Genomic DNA, 23,391 nt, shown 5'->3' with positions numbered 1-23,391 from the left:
TTCTGTAAGGCTTTTCCTTGAATCCGCGCCTTGACGGTGTGGTGGGCGCATTCCTATAGTGTGCGCAAGTGGCGGAAAGTGGCACAAAGTGGGTTTTTTGAACGTAAAACGCTAAAATTTGGAGAAACGCATCTGTGTTTCGCGGAGCTAACGCTATCAGTCTCGATGCAAAAGGCCGTCTCGCCATGCCGAGCCGGTATCGTGACGAGCTCATTTCGCGAAGTTCAGGCCAGTTAATCATCACGATTGACGCCGTTGACCCTTGTTTGTGTGTTTACCCCCTCGATGAGTGGGAGTTGATCGAAACCAAGTTGCGCGCTCTGCCTTCATTGCGTGAAGAAAACCGCCGCCTGCAGCGTTTGCTGATTGGTAATGCCGTCGACCTTGAGCTCGATGGCAGTGGTCGTTTCCTGGTGCCGCCGCGCTTGCGCGAGTACGCCAAGCTGGATAAGCGCGCAATGCTGGTGGGCCAACTGAACAAGTTCCAATTGTGGGACGAAGATGCCTGGGATGCTGTTTCTGCAGCAGACCTGGCTGCTATTCAACAACCGGGCGCTATGCCTGATGAACTGCGTGATTTGATCCTGTGACTATTGATAGCGGCTTTAACCACATCACCGTACTGCTTGACGAAGCCGTTGAGGCTCTCGCCGTACGCGCGGATGGCTGCTATGTGGATGGCACCTTCGGCAGGGGCGGGCACAGCCGGTTGATACTCAGCCAGCTCGGGTCCGACGGCAAACTCCTCGGGTTCGACAAAGACCCTCAAGCGATTGCCACCGGGCAAGCGCTAGCGGCCGAAGACGGCCGCTTTGTCGTTGTGCAGCGTAGCTTCGCCGAGCTGGGTGCCGAAGTCGCCGAGCGTGGCATGGCAGGCAAGGTGGCCGGGGTTTTGCTCGATCTGGGCGTGTCCTCGCCACAGCTTGACGACCCTGAGCGCGGCTTCAGTTTCATGAACGACGGCCCGCTCGACATGCGCATGGACCCGACCCGTGGCATCAGCGCTGCGCAGTTCATCGCCACCGCGCCCCATGAAGAAATCACCCGCGTGTTCAAGGAATACGGTGAAGAACGCTTCGCCGGCCGCATGGCTCGTGCCGTAGTCGAACGTCGTGAAATCCAGCCGTTCGAACGCACCGCTGACCTGGCTGAAGTGCTCAAGGTTGCCAACCCTGCATGGGAAAAGGGCAAGAACCCGGCAACCCGTGCGTTCCAGGGCCTGCGTATTCACGTCAATAATGAATTGGGTGATCTGGAAGCCGGCCTTGAAGCCGCTCTGGACGCCCTGGAAGTGGGCGGTCGCCTGGTGGTGATCAGCTTCCACTCCCTGGAAGACCGCATCGTCAAATTGTTCATGCGTCGTCTGGTCAAGGGCGAGTCCGACAACCTGCCGCGCAACCTGCCGGTGCGTTTCGAAGCCTTTGTGCCGAAAATCAAAATCCATGGCAAAGCGCAGTTCGCTTCCGAAGCCGAACTCAAGGCCAACCCACGTTCCCGTAGCGCCGTTATGCGCGTCGCGGAGAAGTTGCGGTGAGCAAGCTTTTCGCCAAGCCCCTCCCGGGCGGCAGCTTCTTTATGTTGCTGCTGTTTATCGGCGTGCTGGTGTCCGCGATTGCGGTGTCCTACAGCGCCCACTACAACCGCCAATTGCTCAACACCCTGTACGGTGAGTTGAGCGTGCGTGATAAAGCGCAGGCGGAATGGGGCCGGTTGATCCTTGAGCAAAGCACCTGGACGGCCCATAGCCGTATCGAAGTGCTGGCCACCGAACAGCTGAAAATGCACATTCCGGGCGCGGCCGAAGTTCGGATGGTGGCGCCATGATGAAACTCGAAGGCGCACTCTACCCGTGGCGCTTCCGCCTGATGCTGGGTTTGCTGGCATTGATGGTGAGCGCCATTGCCTGGCGGATCATCGACCTGCAAGTGGTCGACCGTGACTTCCTGATCGGTCAGGGCGACGCCCGTAGCCTGCGGCACATCCCGATTCCTGCGCACCGAGGCCTGATCACCGACCGCAATGGCGAGCCCCTGGCCGTGAGTACGCCGGTGACCACCTTGTGGGCCAACGCCAAGGAGCTGCAAACCGCCAAGGAAAAATGGCCGGAACTCGCCGCCGCCCTGGGCCAGGACCCTAAAGCCCTGAGCGAGCGCCTGGAAACCCAGGCCAACAAAGAATTCATCTATCTGGTCCGTGGGCTGACGCCTGAGCAGGGCCAGCAAGTGCTCGACCTTAAAGTCCCCGGTGTCTATGGCATCGAGGAGTTCCGTCGTTTCTACCCGGCCGGTGAAACCACCGCGCATATGGTTGGCTTTACCGACATCGATGACCACGGCCGTGAAGGTGTGGAGCTGGCCTACGACGAATGGCTGGCCGGGGTGCCGGGCAAACGGCAGGTCATCAAGGATCGGCGCGGCAGACTGATCAAAGATGTCCAGGTGACCAAAAACGCCAAGGCCGGTAAGCCCTTGGCGTTGTCGATTGACTTGCGCCTGCAGTACCTGGCCAACCGCGAACTGCGTAACGCGATCATCGAGAACGGCGCCAAGGCCGGCAGCCTGGTGATCATGGACGTCAAGACCGGCGAGATCCTCGCCATGGTCAACCAGCCGACCTACAACCCGAACAACCGTCGCAACCTGCAGCCGGCGATGATGCGTAACCGCGCAATGATCGACGTGTTCGAGCCGGGCTCGACCATGAAAGCCGTGTCCATGAGTGCCGCCCTGGAAACCGGGCGCTGGAAGCCAAGCGACAAAGTCGAGGTTTACCCAGGCACCCTGCAGTTGGGCAAATACACCATTCGTGACGTGTCGCGCAGTGAAGGTCCAGTGCTGGATTTGACAGGTATCCTGATCAACTCCAGTAACGTGGGCATGAGTAAGGTCGCCTTCGATATCGGTGGTGAAGCCATCTACCAGCTCGCGCAAAAAATCGGTTTGGGCCAGCCCACAGGCCTGGACTTCCCGGGCGAGCGCGTCGGCAACCTGCCGAATTATCGTGACTGGAAAAAGGCCGAAACCGCCACGCTGTCCTACGGCTATGGCCTGTCGGTGACCGCGATCCAATTGGCTCACGCTTTCTCTGTATTGGCCAATAATGGCCGAATGGTTCCGCTGAGCCTGATTCACTTGGATGCCGCGCCGCCGGCCACTCAGGTCATCCCTGAAAATGTCGCCAAAACCATGCAGGGCATGCTGCAACAAGTGATCGAAGCGCCGCGTGGCGTATTCCGTGCCCAGGTGCCGGCGTACCACGTAGCAGGCAAGTCCGGTACTGCGCGTAAAACGGCGGTGGGCACCAAGGGCTACGCCGAAAACTCGTACCGCTCGCTGTTCGCCGGCTTCGGCCCGATGAGCGATCCGCGCTACGCCATCGTCGTAGTGATTGATGAGCCCAGCAAAGCCGGCTACTTCGGTGGCCTGGTATCGGCGCCGGTGTTCAGCAAAGTGATGTCCGGCACCCTGCGCCTGATGAATATCACGCCGGACAACCTGCCGCCGACTCAACAAGCGAACGCCGGGCCACCGGCCGCAGCTGTCAAAGCCAATGGAGGGCGCGGCTGATGTCTCTTAGCCTTAACAAGATTTTTGCCCACGCCGGACGCGATCTGCTGATTCGTGAACTGAGCCTGGACAGCCGTAACGTACGCGCCGGTGACCTGTTCCTGGCGGTGCCCGGCGGCAAGCTCGATGGCCGTGCGCACATCGCCGATGCCTTGCAGCGTGGCGCGGCCGCTGTCGCCTATGAAGTCGAAGGCGCCACCGTGCTGCCGATCACTGATGTGCCATTGATTCCGGTCAAGGGCCTGGCTGCGCAACTGTCGGACATCGCCGGGCGTTTTTATGGCGACCCGAGCCGTCAGCTGAACCTGATCGGCGTGACCGGCACCAATGGCAAGACCAGCGTGACTCAATTGGTCGCGCAGGCACTCGACCTGCTGGGCCAGCATTGCGGCATTGTCGGCACCCTGGGCACCGGTTTTTACGGCGCGCTGCAAAGCGGCCTGCATACCACGCCAAACCCGATCGCCGTGCAAGCGACCCTGGCCGACCTGAAAAAGGCCGGTGCCAAGGCGGTTGCCATGGAAGTCTCATCCCACGGCCTCGACCAAGGCCGAGTGACGGCCTTGGCGTTTGATGTGGCGGTGATGACCAACCTGTCCCGCGATCACCTCGACTACCACGGCACCATGGAGGCGTACGCCGCCGCCAAGGCCAAGCTGTTTGCCTGGAATGACCTGAAGTGCCGGGTGGTCAACCTGGATGACGCATTCGGCCGCCAACTGGCTGCCGAAGACAGCGAGGCGCGCCTGATCACTTACAGCCTGGAAGACTCCAGTGCGTATCTGTATTGCCGCGAAGCCCAATTTAATGACGAAGGTGTGCTCGCCACGCTGGTCACGCCCCAGGGCGAACACCACTTGCGCAGCACCTTGCTCGGGCGTTTCAACCTGAGCAACGTGCTGGCGGCAGTGGGCGCATTGCTGGGCCTGGATTACGCCCTGGACGAAATCCTGCGGGTACTGCCCAAGCTCGAAGGGCCGGCCGGCCGTATGCAGCGTTTGGGTGGCGGCTCACAGCCGCTGGTGGTGGTCGATTACGCCCACACCCCGGACGCGCTGGAAAAAGTCCTCGAAGCCCTGCGCCCCCATGCCAAGGGTAAGTTGCTCTGCCTGTTCGGCTGCGGCGGTGACCGTGATCGCGGCAAACGCCCGCTGATGGCGGAGATCGTCGAGCGCCTGGCCGATGGCGTGCTCGTCACCGACGACAACCCGCGCAGCGAAGACCCGAGCCAGATTTTCGACGACATCCGTGTCGGCTTTAAAGACGCCACCAAGGCCACCTTCGTTGCCGGTCGCGGCGCCGCCATTGCCCAACTGATTGCCAGCGCCAGTGCTGACGACGTGGTAGTGCTGGCGGGTAAAGGTCACGAGGACTATCAGGAAATCAACGGCGAGCGCCATGCCTTTTCCGATCTGGTCGAGGCTGATCACGCCCTGACTGCCTGGGAGGTTGCCCATGCTTAAGGCGATGAAGTTCAGCGAACTGACCCAGGCCTTGTCGGCCCGCGTCGTGTCGAGCGATTGCCGCTTCGACGGCGTCAGTATCGACAGTCGCAACATCAAGCCGGGGCAACTGTTTGTTGCACTGGCTGGCCCGCGTTTCGACGGGCACGACTACCTGAACGAAGTTGCCGCCAAAGGTGCCGCAGGTGCCTTGGTGCAGCGTGAAGTGGCTGACTCGACGCTGCCGCAGTTGCTGGTCGCCGATACCCGCCTGGCCCTTGGTCAGTTGGGCGCGCTGAACCGCGCCGCATTTGACAAGCCGGTTGCGGCCGTCACCGGCTCCAGCGGTAAAACCACGGTCAAGGAACTGCTCGCTGGTGTGTTGCGCACGCGCGGGCCGGTACTCGCCACCCGTGGCAACCTGAACAATGATTTCGGTGCGCCGCTGACCCTGCTCGAACTGGCCCCGGAACACACGGCGGCGGTGATCGAGCTGGGCGCTTCACGCATCGGCGAAATCGCTTACACCGTGGCGCTGACCAAGCCCCACGTTGCGATCATCAACAATGCCGGCACCGCCCACGTGGGCGAGTTCGGTGGCCCGGAAAAGATCGTCGAAGCCAAGGGCGAAATCCTGGAAGGCCTCGATGCCTCGGGCACGGCTGTCTTGAACCTCGACGACAAGGCCTTCGAGACCTGGCGTGTACGCGCCGCCGGTCGCAAGGTGCTGACGTTTGCCGTGCTCAACGCGGCCGCTGATTTCCACGCAGCCGACATCACCGTCGATGCCCGTGGCTGCCCGTCCTTTACCTTGCACACACCGCAAGGCAGCGAGCATGTGCAACTGAACCTGCTGGGCAACCATAACGTCGCCAATGCCTTGGCCGCCGCCGCTGCCGCGTCGGCCCTGGGTGTGTCGCTGTTCGGTATCGCCACCGGCTTGGGCGCGGTACAGCCCGTCAAGGGTCGCACCGTGGCGCAACTGGCGACCAACGGTATGCGTGTGATTGATGACACCTACAACGCCAACCAGTCCTCCATCTGCGCCGCTATCGACCTGCTCAAAAGCTTCGCTGGGCGCAAGGTGCTGGTGCTGGGGGATATCGCTGAACTGGGCGACTGGGCCGAGCAATCCCACCGCGAAGTCGGTGCCTACGCGAGCGGCAAAGTCGACGCGCTCTACGCCGTCGGCCCGAATATGGCCCACGCCGTCGACGCCTTCGGCCTCGGTGCGCGGCATTTCGCTACCCAGGCCGAGCTGATCCAGGCGTTGGTGGCGGCTGAACACGACCAACAAACAACCATTTTGATCAAGGGATCGCGCAGCGCGGTGATGGAAAACGTCGTCGCGGCCTTGTGTGGCTCAAGTACGGAGAAACATTAATGCTGCTGCTGCTGGCTGAGTATCTGCAACAGTTCCACAAAGGCTTCGCGGTCTTTCAGTACCTGACCCTGCGCGGGATTCTGGGTGTGCTGACTGCGCTGTCTTTGTCGCTGTTCCTGGGGCCGTGGATGATCCGCACCCTGCAGAACCTGCAAATTGGTCAATCGGTTCGTAATGACGGCCCGCAGTCGCACCTGTCCAAATCCGGCACCCCGACCATGGGCGGCGCGCTGATTCTGTCTTCCATCGGCATCAGCACCTTGTTGTGGGCCGACCTGCACAACCGCTACGTGTGGACAGTGCTGCTGGTGACCCTGTTGTTCGGCGCCATCGGCTGGGTCGATGACTACCGCAAAGTGATCGAGAAAAACTCCAAGGGGCTGCCAAGCCGCTGGAAGTACTTCTGGCAGTCGGTGTTTGGCCTCGGCGCCGCGATCTTCCTGTACATGACCGCGCCAAGCGCGGTCGAAACCACCTTGATCATTCCGATGCTCAAGGACGCCAGCATTCCACTGGGCGTTGGCTTTGTGGTGCTGACCTACTTCGTGATCGTCGGCTCCAGCAACGCGGTGAACCTGACCGACGGCCTCGACGGCCTGGCGATCATGCCGACGGTGATGGTGGGCGGCGCGCTCGGCATCTTCTGCTACCTGTCGGGTAACGTGAAATTCGCTGAATACCTGCTGATCCCGTATGTGCCGGGCGCGGGTGAATTGATTGTGTTCTGCGGTGCGTTGATCGGCGCGGGCCTCGGCTTCCTGTGGTTCAACACCTACCCCGCACAAGTCTTTATGGGCGACGTCGGCGCGCTGGCGCTGGGCGCAGCCTTGGGCACCATCGCGGTGATCGTCCGCCAGGAAATCGTGCTGTTCATCATGGGCGGTGTGTTCGTGATGGAAACCCTGTCGGTGGTCATCCAGGTGGCTTCCTTCAAATTGACCGGGCGTCGTGTGTTCCGCATGGCGCCGATTCATCACCACTTTGAACTCAAGGGCTGGCCCGAGCCGCGCGTGATTGTCCGTTTCTGGATCATCACCGTGATTCTGGTGCTGGTCGGCCTTGCCACCCTGAAACTGAGGTAGAAACGAGTGTCCCTGATCGCTTCAGACCACTTCCGCATCGTTGTCGGCCTCGGCAAGAGCGGCATGTCCCTGGTTCGCTTCCTGGCGAACCAGGGCACGTCGTTTGCTGTGGCCGATACGCGGGAAAATCCACCGGAGCTGGTCACGCTGCGCCGTGACTACCCGCACGTGGAAGTGCGTTGTGGCGAGCTGGATGTCGAGTTTCTGTGCCGTGCCGACGAGCTCTACGTGAGCCCCGGCCTGGCCTTGGCGACACCGGCCCTGCAAGCCGCTGCGACACGTGGCGTGAAGCTGTCCGGCGACATCGACCTGTTCGCGCGTAACGCGAAGGCGCCGATCGTGGCCATCAGCGGCTCCAACGCAAAAAGCACCGTGACCACCCTGGTCGGCGAAATGGCGGCTGCAGCCGGCAAGCGCGTGGCCGTGGGCGGTAACCTCGGCACGCCAGCGCTGGACCTGCTCAGCGACGACATCGAGTTGTACGTGATGGAGCTGTCGAGCTTCCAGCTCGAAACCACCCACGACCTGGGGGCTGAAGTGGCCACCGTGTTGAACGTGAGTGAAGACCACATGGACCGCTACAGCGGCCTGCCGGCGTACCACCTGGCCAAGCACCGGATTTTCCGCGGTGCCAGGCAATTTGTGGTCAACCGCCAGGATGCCCTGAGCCGTCCGCTGATGGGCGAAGGCATGCCTTGCTGGACCTTTGGCCTGGGCAAACCTGATTTCAAAGCCTTCGGCATTCGCGAAGAGAACGGCGAGAAATACCTGGCCTTCGAATTCCAGAACCTGATGCCGGTGCATGAGCTGAAAATTCGTGGCGCACACAACCAATCCAATGCCTTGGCGGCCTTGGCGTTGGGTCACGCCGTCGGCCTGCCATTTGACGCGATGCTGTCGAGCCTGCGCACTTTTGCTGGCCTGGAGCATCGCTGCCAGTGGGTACGCGACCTCAATGGCGTGAACTACTACAACGACTCCAAGGCCACCAACGTGGGCGCCGCACTGGCCGCCATCGAAGGGCTCGGCGCTGATATTGACGGCAAGCTCGTGCTGATCGCCGGTGGCGACGGCAAGGGTGCCGATTTCAAAGACCTTAAAGGTCCGGTGGCTGCACATTGCCGCGCCGTCGTGCTGATCGGCCGTGACTCGGACTTGATCGCCGCCGCGCTGGGCGACGCTGTGCCTCAGGTACGCGCCACCTCGCTGGACGATGCGATTACCCAATGCAAAGCCCTGGCCCAGCCGGGCGATGCGGTGCTGCTGTCGCCGGCGTGCGCCAGTTTCGACATGTTCAAGAACTACGAAGAGCGCGGCCAGCTGTTCGCTCGCGCTGTGGAGGCCTTGGCATGAATTTCCGAAATATTATCAAGCCGTACCCATCGCCGATCATCACGGGCCGTGGCGTCGACCTCGACTTCCCGATGCTCGCCGGCTGCCTGGCGCTGCTGGGCCTGGGGTTGGTCATGATCACCTCGGCGTCCTCGGAAGTGGCCGCCGTGCAGTCGGGCAACACCCTGTACATGATGATCCGTCACCTGGTGTACCTGGTGATCGGCCTTGGCGCCTGCATCGTCACCATGATGATCCCCATCGCCACCTGGCAGCGCCTGGGTTGGCTGATGCTGATCGGCGCGTTTGGTTTGCTGATCATGGTGATCCTGCCCGGCATCGGCCGCGAGGTGAACGGTTCGATGCGCTGGATCGGCTTCGGCGCGTTCAACGTGCAGCCGTCGGAAATCGCCAAGGTGTTCGTGGTGATCTACCTCGCCGGTTACCTGGTGCGTCGCCAGAAAGAAGTGCGCGAAAGCTGGATGGGCTTTTTCAAGCCGTTCATCGTGCTGCTGCCGATGGCTGGCCTGCTGCTGATGGAGCCCGACTTCGGTGCCACCGTCGTCATGATGGGCGCGGCGGCGGCGATGCTGTTCCTCGGCGGCGTCGGGTTGTTCCGCTTCACCTTGATGGTGGTGCTGGCCGTGGCCGCCGTGACCGTACTGGTGCAGGCGCAGCCTTACCGGATGGCGCGTCTGATCACCTTTACCGACCCATGGTCCGACCAGTTCGGTTCCGGCTACCAGTTGACCCAGGCGCTGATCGCCTTCGGTCGCGGCGAGTGGCTCGGCGTTGGCCTGGGCAACAGCGTGCAAAAGCAGTTCTACCTGCCCGAAGCACACACCGACTTCGTGTTCTCGGTGCTTGCCGAAGAACTCGGCGTAGTGGGTTCGCTGTGCACCGTCGCACTGTTCGTGTTCGTGTGTGTACGCGGCATGTACATCGGTTTGTGGGCCGAGAAGGCCAAGCAATATTTCGCCGCGTATGTGGCGTATGGCTTGTCGTTCCTGTGGATCGGCCAGTTCCTGATCAATATCGGCGTGAACGTCGGCCTGCTGCCGACCAAGGGCCTGACCTTGCCGTTCCTCAGTTACGGCGGCAGTTCGTTGGTGATCTGCTGCGCGTGCCTGGGCTTGTTGCTGCGCATCGAGTGGGAGAGTCGAACTCATCTGGGCAGCGAAGAGATGGAATTCAGCGAGAGTGATTTTGCCGAGGAGCCGAACCATGGGCGCTAACGTGCTGATCATGGCGGGCGGCACCGGGGGGCATGTGTTCCCGGCCCTGGCGTGTGCGCGTGAATTCCAGAACCGTGGCTACACCGTGCATTGGCTCGGTACGCCGCGCGGCATCGAAAATGAACTGGTACCGAATGCCGGCTTGCCGCTGCATTTGATCAACGTCACCGGCTTGCGCGGCAAGGGCAAATTGTCCCTGCTCAAGGCACCGTTTGTGTTGCTCAAAGCCGTGTGGCAAGCGCGTAAAGTCATCCGTGAATTACAGCCGGTGTGCGTGCTCGGTTTCGGTGGTTATGTGACCGGCCCTGGCGGTGTTGCCGCCAAGCTCGCTGGCGTGCCGGTGATCGTGCACGAACAGAACGCCGTTGCCGGTACTGCCAATCGCCTGCTGGTGCCGTTGGCCAGCCGCGTGTGCGAGGCGTTCCCGAAAACCTTTGGCGCCTCGGACAAATTACGCACCACCGGTAACCCGGTGCGCACCGAACTGTTCATGGCCATTGCTCGCCAGGCCCTGGAAGGGCGCAAGCCGCACTTGCTGATCCTGGGCGGAAGCCTGGGTGCCGAGCCGCTGAACAAGTTGCTGCCTGAAGCTTTGGCGCTGCTGCCCGTGGAGCTGCGTCCCGAGGTGTTCCACCAGGCGGGTAAAAACCACGATGAAATCACCGCTACCCGCTATCGCGAGGCCGGTGTCGAGGCGAACGTACAGCCTTTCATCAAAGACATGGCCCATGCCTATGGCTGGGCCGACCTGGTGGTCTGTCGCGCTGGTGCGCTGACCGTCAGTGAGCTGGCCGCCGCCGGTCTGCCGTCCTTGCTGGTGCCTTTGCCCCACGCTATCGACGATCACCAGACCCGCAACGCCGAATATTTGGCCGGGGAGGGCGCTGCCTTCCTGCTGCCGCAAAGAACGACTGGCGCCGCCGATTTGGCCGCACGCCTGACCGAGGTTTTGATGCAACCGGAACGACTCAACAGCATGGCGAGCACCGCAAGCCGCCTGGCTAAACCTGACGCAACCCGCACCGTGGTCGATATCTGCCTGGAGGTGGCCCATGGTTGAGAATCAGAAAGCCATGCCGCAGCCGGAAATGCGCCGCATCCGTCGTATCCACTTCGTCGGCATCGGCGGCGTGGGCATGTGCGGGATTGCCGAAGTACTGCTGAACCTGGGCTATCAGGTATCCGGCTCGGACTTGAAAGAGTCGCCGGTGACCGATCGCCTGAAAACCTTCGGCGCACAGATCTTTATCGGCCACCGCGCCGAGAACGCCGCAGAAGCTGACGTGCTGGTGGTATCCAGCGCCGTGAACACCTCCAACCCGGAAGTGGCCACCGCCCTTGAGCGCCGTATTCCAGTGGTGCCACGTGCCGAGATGCTGGCTGAGCTGATGCGCTATCGCCACGGCATCGCCGTGGCCGGTACGCACGGCAAAACCACCACCACCAGCCTGATCGCCTCGGTGTTCGCGGCCGGTGGCCTGGACCCGACCTTCGTGATTGGTGGCCGCCTGAATGCAGCCGGCACCAATGCCCAGCTCGGCACCAGCCGTTACCTGATCGCCGAAGCCGATGAAAGCGACGCGAGCTTCCTGCACCTGCAGCCGCTGGTCGCTGTGGTTACCAACATCGACGAAGACCACATGGCCACCTACGACGGTGACTTCAACAAGTTGAAGAAAACCTTCGTCGAGTTTCTGCACAACCTGCCGTTCTACGGTTTGGCGGTGGTGTGCCTGGACGATCCGGTGGTGCGTGAAATCCTGCCATCGGTCAAACGCCCAACCGTGACCTACGGCTTCAGCGAAGACGCCGACGTGCGCGCGATCAATGTGCGCCAGGAAGGCATGCAAACCTTCTTCACCGTGCTGCGCCCTGACCGCGAGCCGTTGGACGTGTCGGTGAACATGCCGGGCAATCACAACGTATTGAACTCGCTGGCGACCATCTGCATTGCTTCCGATGAGGGCGTCAGCGATGAAGCCATCGTCGAAGGCCTGTCGCGTTTTGCCGGTGTGGGCCGGCGCTTCCAGGTCTACGGCCAACTGCCGGTAGACGGCGGCGACGTGATGCTGGTGGACGACTACGGCCACCACCCGACCGAAGTGGCTGCAGTGATCAAAGCCGTGCGTGGTGGCTGGCCGGAGCGCCGCCTGGTGATGGTTTACCAGCCGCACCGCTACAGCCGCACCCGCGATCTGTACGACGATTTTGTCAATGTATTGGCCGATGCCAACGTGCTGCTGCTGATGGAAGTTTACCCGGCCGGTGAAGAGCCGATTCCGGGCGCCGACAGCCGCAAGCTGTGCAACAGCATCCGTCAGCGTGGCCAGTTGGACCCGATCTACATCGAGCGCGGTGTGGACCTGGCGCCGATCGTCAAGCCGCTGCTGCGTGCCGGTGACATCCTGCTGTGCCAGGGCGCCGGTGATATCGGTGGCCTTGCGCCCAAGCTGCTCGCCAGCCCGCTGTTTGCGGCGGCAAAGGGGAAGTCGAAATGATCACTGACTACGCCTCCCTGTTCTCGACCATCACGCCCGCCGACTTCGGCCGCGTAGCTGTATTGTTCGGCGGCAAAAGCGCTGAGCGTGAAGTCTCGCTCAAGTCCGGCAATGCCGTGCTCGAAGCGCTGCAAAGCGCCGGCGTAAATGCATTCGGTATCGATGTGGGCGACGACTTCCTCGCCCGCTTGCAAGCCGAGAAGATCGACCGTGCCTTCATCATTCTGCACGGTCGTGGCGGAGAAGACGGCAGCATGCAGGGCTTGCTGGAGTGCCTGGGCATTCCTTACACCGGCAGCGGCATCCTCGCCTCGGCACTGGCCATGGACAAGTTGCGCACCAAGCAGGTGTGGCACAGCCTGGGTATTCCAACCCCGCGTCACAGCGTGCTGTGCAGCGAAGACGATTGTATTTCTGCAGCCAAGGAACTGGGCCTGCCTTTGATCGTCAAACCTGCCCATGAAGGCTCCAGTATCGGCATGGCCAAAGTGAACTCGGCCGCTGAATTGATCGACGCATGGAAAGCGGCAAGTACCTACGATTCGCAAGTGTTGGTGGAGCAGTGGATCCAGGGTCCCGAGTACACCATCGCCACCCTGCGTGGCCAGGTATTGCCGCCTATCGCATTGGGCACGCCCCACACCTTTTACGACTACGACGCCAAGTACGTGGCTTCCGATACTCAGTACCGGATCCCGTGTGGCCTCGACGCAACCAAGGAACAGGAATTGATGGACCTCACGGCGAAAGCCTGTGAGGCACTGGGTATCGCCGGTTGGGCGCGGGCAGACGTGATGCAGGATGACCAAGGGAATTTCTGGTTCCTTGAAGTCAACACCGCTCCGGGCATGACCGATCACAGCCTGGTACCTATGGCAGCCCGTGCTGCCGGTCTGGACTTCCAGCAGTTAGTGCTGGCGATCCTGGCCGCAAGCATTGAGCCAAGAGGCTAACCCCATGAACGGCGCATCGCTTCGTCATCAGCAACCTCCAGTGCCCAGCCGCAAGCCGGTGCCCCGAGGTGCCAGCCGAATGGTGGCTAAAGAGCCGATGTCGGCGCGCCTGCCGAAAGCCAACTTTGGTTTTCTCAAAGCGCTGTTCTGGCCGGTGTTGCTGGTGGCGTTGGGCTTCGGCACTTACGAGGGCGCACAACGCCTGTTGCCGTATGCCGACCGGCCGATCACCAAGATCAGTGTGCAGGGCGACTTGAGCTACATCAGCCAGCAAGCGGTACAGCAGCGCATCGGCCCGTACCTGGCGGCGAGCTTCTTCACCATCGACCTGGCGGGTATGCGCGCAGAGCTGGAACAGATGCCGTGGATCGCCCACGCCGAAGTCCGCCGTGTATGGCCGGACCAGGTGACGATCCGCCTGGAAGAACAACTGCCCGTGGCCCGTTGGGGCGATGGCGCGCTGTTGAACAACCAGGGCCAGGCGTTTGCGCCGCGTGAAGTGGCCAACTATGAGCACCTGCCGCAGCTGTTCGGGCCGCAGCGGGCGCAGCAGCAAGTGATGCAGCAGTACCAGGCGCTGAGCCAGATGCTGCGGCCACTGGGTTTCTCCATCGCACGCCTGGAATTGCGTGAGCGGGGCAGCTGGTTTTTGACCACCGGGGCAGGCAGTTCCGGCCCGGGCATTGAGTTGTTGCTGGGACGCGACCGCTTGGTGGAAAAGATGCGCCGCTTTATTGCCATCTACGACAAGACCTTGAAAGAACAGATTACGAACATTGCGAGCGTCGACCTGCGTTACGCCAACGGCCTGGCCGTCGGCTGGCGTGAACCAGCTGCGCCGACGACAGCCAAACCCGCTGTCGCGAAGAATTAAGAAGAGGCAGGACCCATGGCAAACGTGCAAAGCGGAAAAATGATCGTCGGTCTCGATATCGGCACCTCCAAAGTGGTGGCGCTGGTCGGCGAGGTCGGGGAAGACGGTGTGATCGAAATCGTCGGTATCGGCACGCATCCGTCCCGGGGCCTGAAGAAGGGCGTGGTGGTGAACATCGAGTCCACCGTGCAGTCGATCCAGCGCGCCATTGAAGAAGCGCAGCTGATGGCCGGTTGCCGGATTCACTCGGCGTTCGTCGGCGTGGCCGGCAACCATATCCGCAGCCTGAACTCCCACGGCATCGTGGCGATCCGCGACCGTGAAGTCAGCTCGGCCGACCTTGAGCGCGTACTCGACGCCGCCCAGGCTGTGGCGATCCCGGCTGACCAGCGCGTGCTGCACACCCTGCCGCAGGACTACGTGATCGACAACCAGGAAGGCGTGCGTGAGCCGCTGGGCATGTCGGGCGTACGCCTGGAAGCCAAGGTCCATGTGGTGACCTGCGCCGTTAACGCTGCACAGAACATTGAAAAATGCGTGCGCCGCTGCGGCCTGGAAATCGACGACATCATTCTTGAGCAGTTGGCCTCGGCGTACTCGGTACTCACCGACGACGAAAAAGAGCTGGGCGTGTGCCTGGTCGACATCGGCGGCGGCACCACCGACATCGCGATCTTCACCGAGGGTGCGATCCGTCACACCGCCGTGATCCCGATTGCTGGCGATCAGGTCACCAACGACATCGCCATGGCGCTGCGTACACCGACCCAGTACGCCGAAGAAATCAAGATCCGCTACGCCTGCGCCCTGGCCAAGCTGGCCGGTGCCGGTGAAACCATCAAGGTGCCAAGCGTGGGCGACCGTCCACCGCGCGAACTGTCGCGCCAGGCCCTGGCCGAAGTGGTCGAGCCACGCTACGACGAGCTGTTCACCCTGATCCAGGCTGAACTGCGCCGCAGCGGTTACGAAGATTTGATCCCGGCCGGCATCGTGCTGACCGGTGGCACCTCGAAGATGGAAGGCGCGGTCGAACTGGCCGAGGAAATCTTCCATATGCCGGTTCGCCTGGGCGTACCCCATGGCGTCAAAGGCCTGGGCGACGTAGTGCGCAACCCGATTTATTCCACCGGTGTGGGCTTGCTGTTGTACGGGCTGCAAAAGCAGACCGACGGCATTTCCCTGTCGGGCCCGAGCATCCGTGACAGCTACCGCAACAACGATGACGAAGCGAAAGCACCGTTGTTCGAGCGGTTGCAGGCTTGGGTAAAAGGCAATTTCTAAAGATTTACCGCAACACCGCAGTAAGCAGTAGGCGAAAAAACTAGAGAAAATGAAAGGAGAGGGAACATGTTCGAACTCGTAGACAACATCCCCGCAAGCCCGGTTATCAAAGTAATCGGTGTCGGCGGTGGCGGCGGCAACGCTGTCAACCACATGGTCAAGAGCAACATTGAAGGCGTTGAATTCATCTGCGCCAACACTGATGCCCAGGCGCTGAAAAGCATCGGCGCGCGGACCATCCTGCAATTGGGCACAGCCGTGACCAAGGGCCTCGGCGCTGGCGCCAACCCGGAAGTCGGCCGTCAAGCCGCGCTGGAAGACCGCGAGCGTATTGCTGAAGTGCTGCAAGGCACCAACATGGTGTTCATCACCACCGGCATGGGCGGCGGTACCGGTACCGGTGCGGCCCCGATCATTGCCGAAGTGGCCAAGGAAATGGGAATTCTGACCGTTGCTGTCGTGACGCGTCCGTTCCCGTTCGAAGGTCGCAAGCGTATGCAGATCGCCGACGAAGGTATCCGTCTGCTGTCTGAAAGCGTCGACTCGTTGATCACCATTCCCAACGAGAAGCTGCTGACCATCCTGGGCAAGGACGCCAGCCTGCTGTCGGCTTTCGCCAAGGCTGACGATGTACTGGCTGGTGCCGTTCGCGGTATCTCCGACATCATCAAGCGCCCAGGCATGATCAACGTCGACTTTGCCGACGTGCGTACCGTGATGAGCGAAATGGGCATGGCGATGATGGGCACTGGCTGCGCCAGCGGTCCGAACCGTGCACGCGAAGCCACTGAAGCGGCGATCCGCAACCCATTGCTTGAAGACGTGAACCTGCAAGGTGCGCGCGGCATCCTGGTGAACATCACCGCCGGTCCTGACCTGTCCCTGGGTGAGTACTCCGACGTGGGTAGCATCATCGAAGCCTTCGCTTCCGAGCACGCAATGGTCAAAGTCGGTACCGTTATCGATCCGGACATGCGCGACGAACTGCACGTGACCGTGGTTGCTACCGGCCTGGGCGCAAAAATCGAGAAGCCTGTGAAGGTCATCGACAATACCGTTCATACCAGCCACAACAGCCACGCCAGCCAGCAAGCTGCCGCTCCAGCGCCTGCGCGCCAGGAACTGCCGTCTGTGAACTATCGTGACCTGGACCGTCCGACCGTGATGCGCAACCAGGCTCAGGCCGGTGCTGCGGCGTCCCGTAGCCTGAACCCGCAAGATGATCTGGACTATCTGGACATCCCGGCATTCTTGCGTCGTCAGGCCGATTAATGGAATGTATCAGGGCTATGAAGGTGATTGGTGTTCAGCAAAGGTCTGGTCTGTTATTATCGCCAGCCTTTGTTGATACCAGTTCGCAATTTGCGCTGAAGCGGTCCAAGCCATGATTAAACAACGCACCCTGAAGAATATTATCCGTGCCACAGGTGTAGGTCTGCACTCCGGGGAGAAGGTATACCTGACCCTCAAGCCCGCACCTGTCGACACCGGCATCGTGTTTGTTCGTGCCGACCTGGACCCTGTGGTGCAGATTCCTGCTCGCGCGGAAAATGTTGGCGAAACCACGATGTCGACCACGTTGGTCAACGGTGACGTCAAAGTGGACACGGTGGAGCACTTGCTCTCGGCCATGGCTGGCCTGGGCATCGATAACGCCTACGTCGAGCTCTCCGCGTCCGAAGTCCCCATCATGGATGGCAGCGCTGGACCCTTCGTATTCTTGATTCAATCTGCCGGCCTGGAAGAACAGGACGCAGCCAAGAAGTTCATTCGCATTCTGCGGGAAGTGACAGTAGAAGACGGCGACAAGCGCGCCACCTTCGTCCCGTTCGAAGGCTTTAAAGTGAGCTTTGAGATCGATTTCGATCACCCGGTATTCCGTGACCGCACCCAAAGTGCAAGCGTGGATTTTTCCAGCACTTCGTTCGTAAAAGAAGTCAGCCGCGCCCGTACCTTTGGTTTCATGAGTGACATCGAGTACCTGCGCAAGCACAACCTCGCACTCGGCGGCAGCGTTGAAAACGCCATTGTGGTCGACGCGGATGGTGTACTGAACGAAGACGGCCTTCGCTATGAAGACGAATTCGTGAAGCACAAGATCCTCGATGCAATCGGTGACCTCTACCTGCTGGGCAATAGCCTGATAGGCGAGTTCAAAGGCTTCAAGTCGGGCCACGCCCTTAACAACCAGCTGCTGCGCAAGTTGATTGAGCAGACAGACGCTTGGGAAGTCGTGACCTTCGAAGATGCCAGCACCGCACCGATCTCTTACATGCGTCCCGTTGCGGCGGTGTAAGTAACAACTCTCTTTCTTTAGTTTTGAAAGGCCACCTTCGGGTGGCCTTTTTTTATGCCGATCGTTCCCACGCGGAGCGTTGGACGATCAGACCTAGACGGCCGCCGCCTCCACAATCCGATTGCGCCCGGTGTGCTTGGCTTCATACAGCGCCTGGTCAGCATTGAGCAGCAAATCCTCAAGGGACATGCGGCTGCGTTTTTGCCAGGTGCTCATGCCGATACTCACTGTAATGGGCCCTTCAGCAGCGGCCATCCGTGGCAAATGCTCGACACTGCTGCGGATATGCTCGGCAATCAACCAGGCGCCCTTGGCGTCGGTATGCGGCAGCACCACTGCAAACTCCTCGCCACCGTAGCGCGCCGCCAGGTCAGCCGGGCGGCGGATGTTGTCTTCGATCACCTGGGCAACTGCGCGCAATGCCTCATCGCCGCCGTGATGACCATGCAGGTCGTTGAAGGCCTTGAAGTGGTCCACGTCGATCATCAGCAGGCTCAGCGGCTCGGTCGAACGTTGTGCGCGGTCCCATTCCAGGCGCAGGCGCTGGTCCAGGGTGCGGCGGTTGGCAAGGCCGGTGAGGGCGTCGGTGGCTGCCAGTTCTGACAGCACTTGCTCGGCGCGGTGGCGGCGGCGCAGCTCTTTGCTCAGCATCCAGGTCAGCCACAACAGGCCGATGCACAACACGCCTGTGGCCATGCTCACCAGCCACGCTGCACGCCGCCATGGGGAAAAGACCTCATCGCTGGACAACGCCACCGCGACAATCAACGGCAAGGTGCCCACATTCGAGAAGCTATACAGCCGTGGCTGGTTATCGACGCTGGAGACGCCACGAAAGCTGCCGTCGCGTTCGCGCAGCATGCGCGCGACATTGGGGCGTTGGCTCAAGTCCTTGTCGATCATGTCCACTTCCAGCAGCGGTTGTTGCGCCAGCAGGATGCCTTGGTGGTTGATCAGGTTGATGGTGCCGTTGCCGCCGATGTTCAGGCTGCTGAACAACTGTTGGAAGTACGACAGGCGCATCGAGGCCACCGCCACGCCCAGAAAGCGCCCGTCCGGCGATGACACGCGGCGGCTGAATGCGATGCGCCACTGGTCATCACACACGCAACGGGCCAGGAATGGGCGGCTGATATACAGCCCGAGGTCCGGTTTTTTGCGGTGTGCCTGAAAGTAATCGCGATCAGCAAAGTTGCCGGTCTTGGGTGTGAGCAGCGAGGAGTCGGCGATCACTTCACCACTGGGGTCCAGTAACAGAATGTCGCCCTTGAAAGGAGCAGCGGCAGAGCGATCAAACAGCACCAGGTGGCGGATATTGGCGGACACACCCTGTAGGTCGCTGCGTTCGGTGGCGGCGATCAGGCCCTTTAGCGCCATGTCATAGAGTTCGACGTTGCGCAGTACATCGGCGTCGATCAGTTGGGTGATGTTATTGGCGGTGCGCTTGGCGGTCTGCAAGGTATTGGCGTGTTCGCGAATCAGCAGCGCGGTGACGATCCCCACGATCACGAAGACCGTGAGGCAACTGCCCAGGATCAGCAAGCGTTCCGGGCGACGGGTGGGTCGGTTGAGACTTGGGCTCATCGGGCGTACTTCTGCTTCGAGGATGCCAATAGCGTAGTAGGCAAACGCAGGTTTGGTGTGGGAGCTGGCTTGCCTGCGATGCAGACACCTCGGTACATCTGCAACACCGCAGCGATGCTATCGCAGGCAAGCCAGCTCCCACACAAGCCCGCTCCCACATCAGCTATTCATCGTCAGACAGATTTTGCTCAGAACACGTTGATCGGGTAATCCACAATCACGCGATACTCATCCACATCCCGATCCACCGCCGAGTAGCCATTGCCACCGCGGTTGGTTGCCCACTGCAGGCGCACGGCCAGGTCCTTGGCTTTGCCGCCTTGCACCACGTACTTCACGTCGATGTCGCGTTCCCAGTGCTTGGCGTCTTTGCCGTCGGCGCTGTACCAGGCGCTGTAGCCACGGCTGCTGGGGTCGACCTTGGTCAGGTCGGTCTTGCCGCTGATATAGGACACGGCGGACGTCAGCCCAGGCATGCCGAGGCCTGCAAAGTCATAGGCGTATTTGAGCTTCCAGGAGCGCTCGTTGGGGCCGTTGAAGTCGGAGTATTGCTGGGAGTTGTCCAGGAACACGCTGTCGCCCTGGGTGATGTAGTCGAACGGCGTGTTGCCGTTGACCCGCTGGTACGCGGCGGTGACGCTGTGGTTGCCCACGCCCACGGTGAAATGCAGGCTGTAGGTGTTGTTGTCGATGCTGCCGAGCAACGACTGGCCGGTGTCCTGGGTGTGGTAGTAGTGCAGGCCCGGGTTGAGGCTGACCAAGTCGTTCAGTGCGTAGGTGTAGTCCAGGTCGTAGTAATACTGGTGCCACACGTCCTTGAGTTCGGAGGCGTACAGGTTGCTGGTCAGGCCCGGGATGCCGCTGAAGGACACGCCTGCCCAGTTCAGGTGCTGGCTGTCGGCGTTGGCGGGCAACGTACCGTAGCTGGTGCCGATACGTCGGTGACCGCTCTGGTTGTAGAGTTTGGTAAAGCTGGCCTGGCCGCCCTCGAACATCCACCCGTCGACGCTGTGGTTGGCCAGGCTCACGCCACGAAAAGTCTGCGGCAACATGCGGGTCATGCCGCCGGCGATCACCGGGTTGTTAAGGAACAGGTCGCCGGCTTTGAGCTCGGTGTCGAAGGCACGCATTTTCAAGGTGCCGCCTGCGGTGGAGAACGCGCCAGGCGCTTTGCCGTTGCCGCTGCCGTAAGGCAGGATGCTGGAGCCGTCAGTGCCGCCGCCGCCGTCGAGCTTGAGGCCAAGCATGGCATTGAGGTCCAGGCCAAAACCGACGGTGCCCTGGGTGTAGCCGGATTCGAACGTGCCGATGAAACCCTGGCCCCATTCTTTGCTGTCATCGGTGTGAATGTCGCGGCGGTCGCGGTTCATGTAGTAGTTGCGGGTGTTGATCTTGAGGCTAGAGCCTTCGACGAAACCGTCAGCGGGGGTCGAGTCTGCCGCGTGGGCAAAGGGGACGATCGTTGCTGCAATCGCGAGGAATAACGGGGTGAACGTCAGCGAGTTCTTCACCGGTGTAGCTCCTTTGGTCAATCGAAAACGGCCAATGTCGTGAGGGTGTGCCTGGCCTTTTTTACGGCAAAAAAAAGCCGCTGAAGTCAGCGGCTTTAAACAGATTCCCAGTGTAGAGCCCTGGAAATAAGTCGAGGGAAATTCGGGTGAGCGGGAAGCTGCCTTGCCGTCGCGCTCATCGGTGCGTCAAAGTAACGCAGGTGAGCGGTGCGATATAGAGTGTAACAAGATAATGACTGTTGCCCAAACCGCAACAGTTGCGCTGGTGGTTGACGCGCCGCTCCCACATTGGATTGAGGTGTTCTTGTGAGTTACACCGGCAAGGTAATGCCGAAGGTATTGCCGCCGCCCTCACTGCGCACAAACACATCGCCGCCGTGCATCAATGCAATCGCCTTGACGATCGCCAGCCCCAGCCCGTGATTCGCGCCGCTGTTGCTGCGCGATGCGTCCACTCGGTAGAAGCGTTCAAACAGACGTGGCAAATGCTCACTGGCGATCTCATCGCCGGGGTTGGTCACCCCGATCGCCACCCAATGTTCCTGCACCTCAATATTCACGTCGATGATCTGCCCCGGCGCGGTGTGCTGCACCGCGTTGCTCAGCAGGTTGATCAGGGCGCGGCGCAGGTGGGCTTTTTCGATGTGCACCATGGCATCGCCGCGCACGCGCACGTTGACTTGGGCGTCTTCGAGGATGAAGTCCAGGTAGTCGAGGGTGGTGGCGACTTCATCGGCCAGGGAGCTTTCGATCAGTTTGGTGGCCTTGCTGCCTTGGTCGGCGCTGGCCAGGAACAGCATGTCATTGATGATCGAGCGCAGACGTTCCAACTCTTCGAGGTTCGATTGCAACACCTCAAAGTAATGCTCGGCCGAACGACCACGGGTGAGCGCCACCTGGGTCTGGCCGATCAGGTTGGTCAGCGGCGAGCGCAGTTCGTGGGCCACATCGGCATTGAACGACTCCAGGCGCGAATACGCCTGTTCGACCCGATCCAGCGTGGAGTTGAACGAGTTAACGAACTGGCTCAGCTCCGGCGGCAAGGGCGACAACTGCAGGCGCCCGGAGAGTTTGGGTGGTGCGAGTTTTTGCGCTTCATCCGAGAGCTTGCCCAGCGGCTTGAGGCCGATACGCGAGACCCAAAAGCCCAACAGAGCCGCCAGCGCCACGCCGACACAGGCCAGGCCGATGAGCGCCATCAACAGATGGTGTTGAGTGGCGCGAAAGTTCTCGGTGTCGATGGCGATCATAAAGCGCAGCGGCGGGCGTTGATCCTTGGCCGCGAACTGGCTTACCAGCACCTTGAACGGGTATTCATGCCCAGGCAGGCGCAAGTCGCGTTTGCCCGTCGGCCCTTGGGCGAATGCACGGATCTGCGCGTCGGGGCTGCCGTATTCGTAGCTCGGGTCGCTGCTCACCACCCAAAAGCGGATGCGCGGGTCTTCTTCGCCGAGCAACTTCAACTTGGCGGTGATCTTTGCCCAGTGGTCCGGCGTGCCGAAGCGGTTCACCGAGGATTCCAGCACGCTGTAGCGCGCATCCAGTTCGGCGCCCGGCAACAGGCCCAGGCCGCGATCCACTTGCTGGTACAACGCGCCGCCGATCAATACGAAGATCAGCAGCGCCACCAGGGTGAACATGCCGCTCAGGCGCAGGGCGATGGAGTTAGCCGACACTTCTGCTCTCCAGCACATAACCCATGCCACGAATGGTGTGCAGCAACTTGTGTTCGAACGGCCCGTCGAGCTTGGCGCGCAGGCGCTTGATCGCCACTTCCACCACATTCGCGTCGCTGTCGAAATTGATGTCCCAGACCATTTCCGCAATCGCGGTCTTGGACAGGATTTCACCCTGGCGCCGCGCCAGCACGCTGAGCAGCGAGAACTCTTTGGCGGTCAGGTCCAGGCGCAGGCCGTTGCGGCTGGCCTTGCGGCTGATCAGGTCGATCCACAGGTCGGCCACGGTGACTTGCACCGGCTCATGCCCGCCGCTGCGGCGGGTCAGTGCTTGCAGGCGCGCCACCAGTTCGAGGAACGAAAACGGTTTGCCCAAATAATCATCGGCGCCTTCACGCAGGCCGCGAATGCGGTCTTCCACGCGTTCGCGGGCGGTGAGCATGATCACCGGTGTCTGCTTGCGTGCCCGCAGTGCGCGCAACACCCCAAAGCCGTCGAGGCCGGGCAGCATCACATCGAGCACGATCACCGCGTAATCGTTCTCCAGCGCCAGGTGCAAACCCTCGACGCCTTCGCGTGCCACATCCACGGTGTAACCTTGTTCCGTCAGGCCACGGTGCAGGTAGTCCGCGGTTTTTTCTTCATCTTCAATAATCAGGACGCGCATGACCCCGCCT

At 61.2% G+C, this 23,391-nt stretch carries 20 protein-coding genes; 16 read left to right on the top strand and 4 right to left on the bottom strand.

What is annotated here, in order from left to right:
- Window positions 1-134 precede the first annotated feature (134 nt).
- From mraZ to lpxC, 16 genes are all read left to right on the top strand, one after another.
- On the top strand, window positions 135-590 hold the full coding sequence (mraZ, locus tag FFI16_RS21805; protein WP_003171868.1) for a division/cell wall cluster transcriptional repressor MraZ: 456 nt from the start codon (window positions 135-137) through the stop codon (window positions 588-590).
- A complete protein-coding gene (gene rsmH / locus FFI16_RS21800) occupies window positions 587-1,534 on the top strand; it encodes a 16S rRNA (cytosine(1402)-N(4))-methyltransferase RsmH (RefSeq protein WP_017138192.1) in 948 nt (315 codons plus the stop codon). Before mraZ ends, rsmH begins: the two co-directional genes overlap by 4 nt.
- The gene (ftsL, locus tag FFI16_RS21795; RefSeq protein ID WP_016974244.1) at window positions 1,531-1,824 is read left to right on the top strand and encodes a cell division protein FtsL; all 294 of its coding nucleotides are present in this window, start codon (window positions 1,531-1,533) and stop codon (window positions 1,822-1,824) included. The genes rsmH and ftsL overlap by 4 nt, the downstream gene beginning before the upstream one ends.
- Window positions 1,824-3,566, top strand: coding sequence for a penicillin-binding protein 2 (locus FFI16_RS21790; RefSeq protein WP_178112748.1), 1,743 nt, complete (start codon window positions 1,824-1,826; stop codon window positions 3,564-3,566). The genes ftsL and FFI16_RS21790 overlap by 1 nt, the downstream gene beginning before the upstream one ends.
- Entirely contained in the window at window positions 3,566-5,029 is a 1,464-nt protein-coding gene (locus FFI16_RS21785; RefSeq protein ID WP_138816792.1) for a UDP-N-acetylmuramoyl-L-alanyl-D-glutamate--2,6-diaminopimelate ligase, read from the top strand. The genes FFI16_RS21790 and FFI16_RS21785 overlap by 1 nt, the downstream gene beginning before the upstream one ends.
- Window positions 5,022-6,392: a UDP-N-acetylmuramoyl-tripeptide--D-alanyl-D-alanine ligase gene (murF, locus tag FFI16_RS21780; RefSeq protein WP_138816791.1), complete on the top strand. Its 1,371-nt coding sequence runs from the start codon at window positions 5,022-5,024 to the stop codon at window positions 6,390-6,392. Before FFI16_RS21785 ends, murF begins: the two co-directional genes overlap by 8 nt.
- Entirely contained in the window at window positions 6,392-7,474 is a 1,083-nt protein-coding gene (gene mraY / locus FFI16_RS21775; RefSeq protein WP_017138188.1) for a phospho-N-acetylmuramoyl-pentapeptide-transferase, read from the top strand. The genes murF and mraY overlap by 1 nt, the downstream gene beginning before the upstream one ends.
- Window positions 7,475-7,480: 6 nt before the next feature.
- Window positions 7,481-8,827, top strand: coding sequence for a UDP-N-acetylmuramoyl-L-alanine--D-glutamate ligase (gene murD / locus FFI16_RS21770; protein WP_138816790.1), 1,347 nt, complete (start codon window positions 7,481-7,483; stop codon window positions 8,825-8,827).
- Window positions 8,824-10,041 carry a putative lipid II flippase FtsW gene (gene ftsW, locus FFI16_RS21765; protein ID WP_138816789.1) on the top strand — a complete coding sequence of 406 codons (1,218 nt, stop codon included), beginning with the start codon at window positions 8,824-8,826 and terminating at the stop codon, window positions 10,039-10,041. The genes murD and ftsW overlap by 4 nt, the downstream gene beginning before the upstream one ends.
- Complete coding sequence (gene murG, locus FFI16_RS21760; protein WP_138816788.1) at window positions 10,031-11,101, top strand: undecaprenyldiphospho-muramoylpentapeptide beta-N-acetylglucosaminyltransferase; 1,071 nt, start codon at window positions 10,031-10,033, stop codon at window positions 11,099-11,101. The genes ftsW and murG overlap by 11 nt, the downstream gene beginning before the upstream one ends.
- The gene (gene murC, locus FFI16_RS21755) at window positions 11,094-12,539 is read left to right on the top strand and encodes a UDP-N-acetylmuramate--L-alanine ligase (RefSeq protein ID WP_138816787.1); all 1,446 of its coding nucleotides are present in this window, start codon (window positions 11,094-11,096) and stop codon (window positions 12,537-12,539) included. The genes murG and murC overlap by 8 nt, the downstream gene beginning before the upstream one ends.
- Window positions 12,536-13,492: a D-alanine--D-alanine ligase gene (locus FFI16_RS21750; RefSeq protein WP_138816786.1), complete on the top strand. Its 957-nt coding sequence runs from the start codon at window positions 12,536-12,538 to the stop codon at window positions 13,490-13,492. Before murC ends, FFI16_RS21750 begins: the two co-directional genes overlap by 4 nt.
- A gap of 4 nt (window positions 13,493-13,496) precedes the next feature.
- Window positions 13,497-14,366, top strand: a complete 870-nt coding sequence (locus FFI16_RS21745) for a cell division protein FtsQ/DivIB (RefSeq protein WP_017138182.1) — start codon at window positions 13,497-13,499, stop codon at window positions 14,364-14,366.
- A gap of 15 nt (window positions 14,367-14,381) precedes the next feature.
- On the top strand, window positions 14,382-15,647 hold the full coding sequence (gene ftsA / locus FFI16_RS21740) for a cell division protein FtsA (protein WP_138816785.1): 1,266 nt from the start codon (window positions 14,382-14,384) through the stop codon (window positions 15,645-15,647).
- A gap of 66 nt (window positions 15,648-15,713) precedes the next feature.
- The gene (ftsZ, locus tag FFI16_RS21735) at window positions 15,714-16,919 is read left to right on the top strand and encodes a cell division protein FtsZ (protein WP_056858975.1); all 1,206 of its coding nucleotides are present in this window, start codon (window positions 15,714-15,716) and stop codon (window positions 16,917-16,919) included.
- Window positions 16,920-17,031: 112 nt separating this feature from the next.
- Window positions 17,032-17,943, top strand: a complete 912-nt coding sequence (gene lpxC / locus FFI16_RS21730; RefSeq protein ID WP_003171886.1) for a UDP-3-O-acyl-N-acetylglucosamine deacetylase — start codon at window positions 17,032-17,034, stop codon at window positions 17,941-17,943.
- Between the two features lie 93 nt (window positions 17,944-18,036).
- On the opposite strand, the gene FFI16_RS21725 is transcribed toward lpxC, so the two are convergent.
- The 4 genes from FFI16_RS21725 to FFI16_RS21710 form a co-directional block, all read right to left on the bottom strand.
- On the bottom strand, window positions 18,037-19,527 hold the full coding sequence (locus FFI16_RS21725) for a sensor domain-containing diguanylate cyclase (protein WP_138816784.1): 1,491 nt from the start codon (window positions 19,525-19,527) through the stop codon (window positions 18,037-18,039).
- A gap of 188 nt (window positions 19,528-19,715) precedes the next feature.
- Entirely contained in the window at window positions 19,716-21,038 is a 1,323-nt protein-coding gene (locus FFI16_RS21720; RefSeq protein ID WP_138816783.1) for an OprD family porin, read from the bottom strand.
- Between the two features lie 311 nt (window positions 21,039-21,349).
- Window positions 21,350-22,714, bottom strand: a complete 1,365-nt coding sequence (locus tag FFI16_RS21715) for a heavy metal sensor histidine kinase (RefSeq protein WP_138816782.1) — start codon at window positions 22,712-22,714, stop codon at window positions 21,350-21,352.
- Window positions 22,704-23,381 (bottom strand): heavy metal response regulator transcription factor, encoded by a 678-nt coding sequence (locus FFI16_RS21710; protein WP_017138176.1) that lies wholly within the window; start codon window positions 23,379-23,381, stop codon window positions 22,704-22,706. Before FFI16_RS21710 ends, FFI16_RS21715 begins: the two co-directional genes overlap by 11 nt.
- Between the last annotated feature and the right edge of the window lie 10 nt (window positions 23,382-23,391).

The sequence above is a fragment of the Pseudomonas sp. KBS0710 genome (assembly GCF_005938045.2).
GTDB lineage: Bacteria > Pseudomonadota > Gammaproteobacteria > Pseudomonadales > Pseudomonadaceae > Aquipseudomonas.
This window is presented reverse-complemented; position numbering and strand designations above follow the sequence as displayed.

Excerpts from the sequence above, each read along its gene's own strand:
- FFI16_RS21745 (WP_017138182.1), top strand. The coding sequence starts at position 13,497 with ATGAACGGCGCATCGCTTCGTCATCAGCAACCTCCAGTGCCCAGCCGC.
- lpxC (WP_003171886.1), top strand. The coding sequence starts at position 17,032 with ATGATTAAACAACGCACCCTGAAGAATATTATCCGTGCCACAGGTGTA.
- FFI16_RS21790 (WP_178112748.1), top strand. The coding sequence starts at position 1,824 with ATGAAACTCGAAGGCGCACTCTACCCGTGGCGCTTCCGCCTGATGCTG.
- FFI16_RS21710 (WP_017138176.1), bottom strand. The coding sequence starts at position 23,381 with ATGCGCGTCCTGATTATTGAAGATGAAGAAAAAACCGCGGACTACCTG.
- ftsW (WP_138816789.1), top strand. The coding sequence starts at position 8,824 with ATGAATTTCCGAAATATTATCAAGCCGTACCCATCGCCGATCATCACG.
- FFI16_RS21725 (WP_138816784.1), bottom strand. The coding sequence starts at position 19,527 with ATGAGCCCAAGTCTCAACCGACCCACCCGTCGCCCGGAACGCTTGCTG.
- FFI16_RS21750 (WP_138816786.1), top strand. The coding sequence starts at position 12,536 with ATGATCACTGACTACGCCTCCCTGTTCTCGACCATCACGCCCGCCGAC.
- murG (WP_138816788.1), top strand. The coding sequence starts at position 10,031 with ATGGGCGCTAACGTGCTGATCATGGCGGGCGGCACCGGGGGGCATGTG.
- FFI16_RS21785 (WP_138816792.1), top strand. The coding sequence starts at position 3,566 with ATGTCTCTTAGCCTTAACAAGATTTTTGCCCACGCCGGACGCGATCTG.
- ftsZ (WP_056858975.1), top strand. The coding sequence starts at position 15,714 with ATGTTCGAACTCGTAGACAACATCCCCGCAAGCCCGGTTATCAAAGTA.
- ftsA (WP_138816785.1), top strand. The coding sequence starts at position 14,382 with ATGGCAAACGTGCAAAGCGGAAAAATGATCGTCGGTCTCGATATCGGC.
- murF (WP_138816791.1), top strand. The coding sequence starts at position 5,022 with ATGCTTAAGGCGATGAAGTTCAGCGAACTGACCCAGGCCTTGTCGGCC.
- mraY (WP_017138188.1), top strand. The coding sequence starts at position 6,392 with ATGCTGCTGCTGCTGGCTGAGTATCTGCAACAGTTCCACAAAGGCTTC.
- murC (WP_138816787.1), top strand. The coding sequence starts at position 11,094 with ATGGTTGAGAATCAGAAAGCCATGCCGCAGCCGGAAATGCGCCGCATC.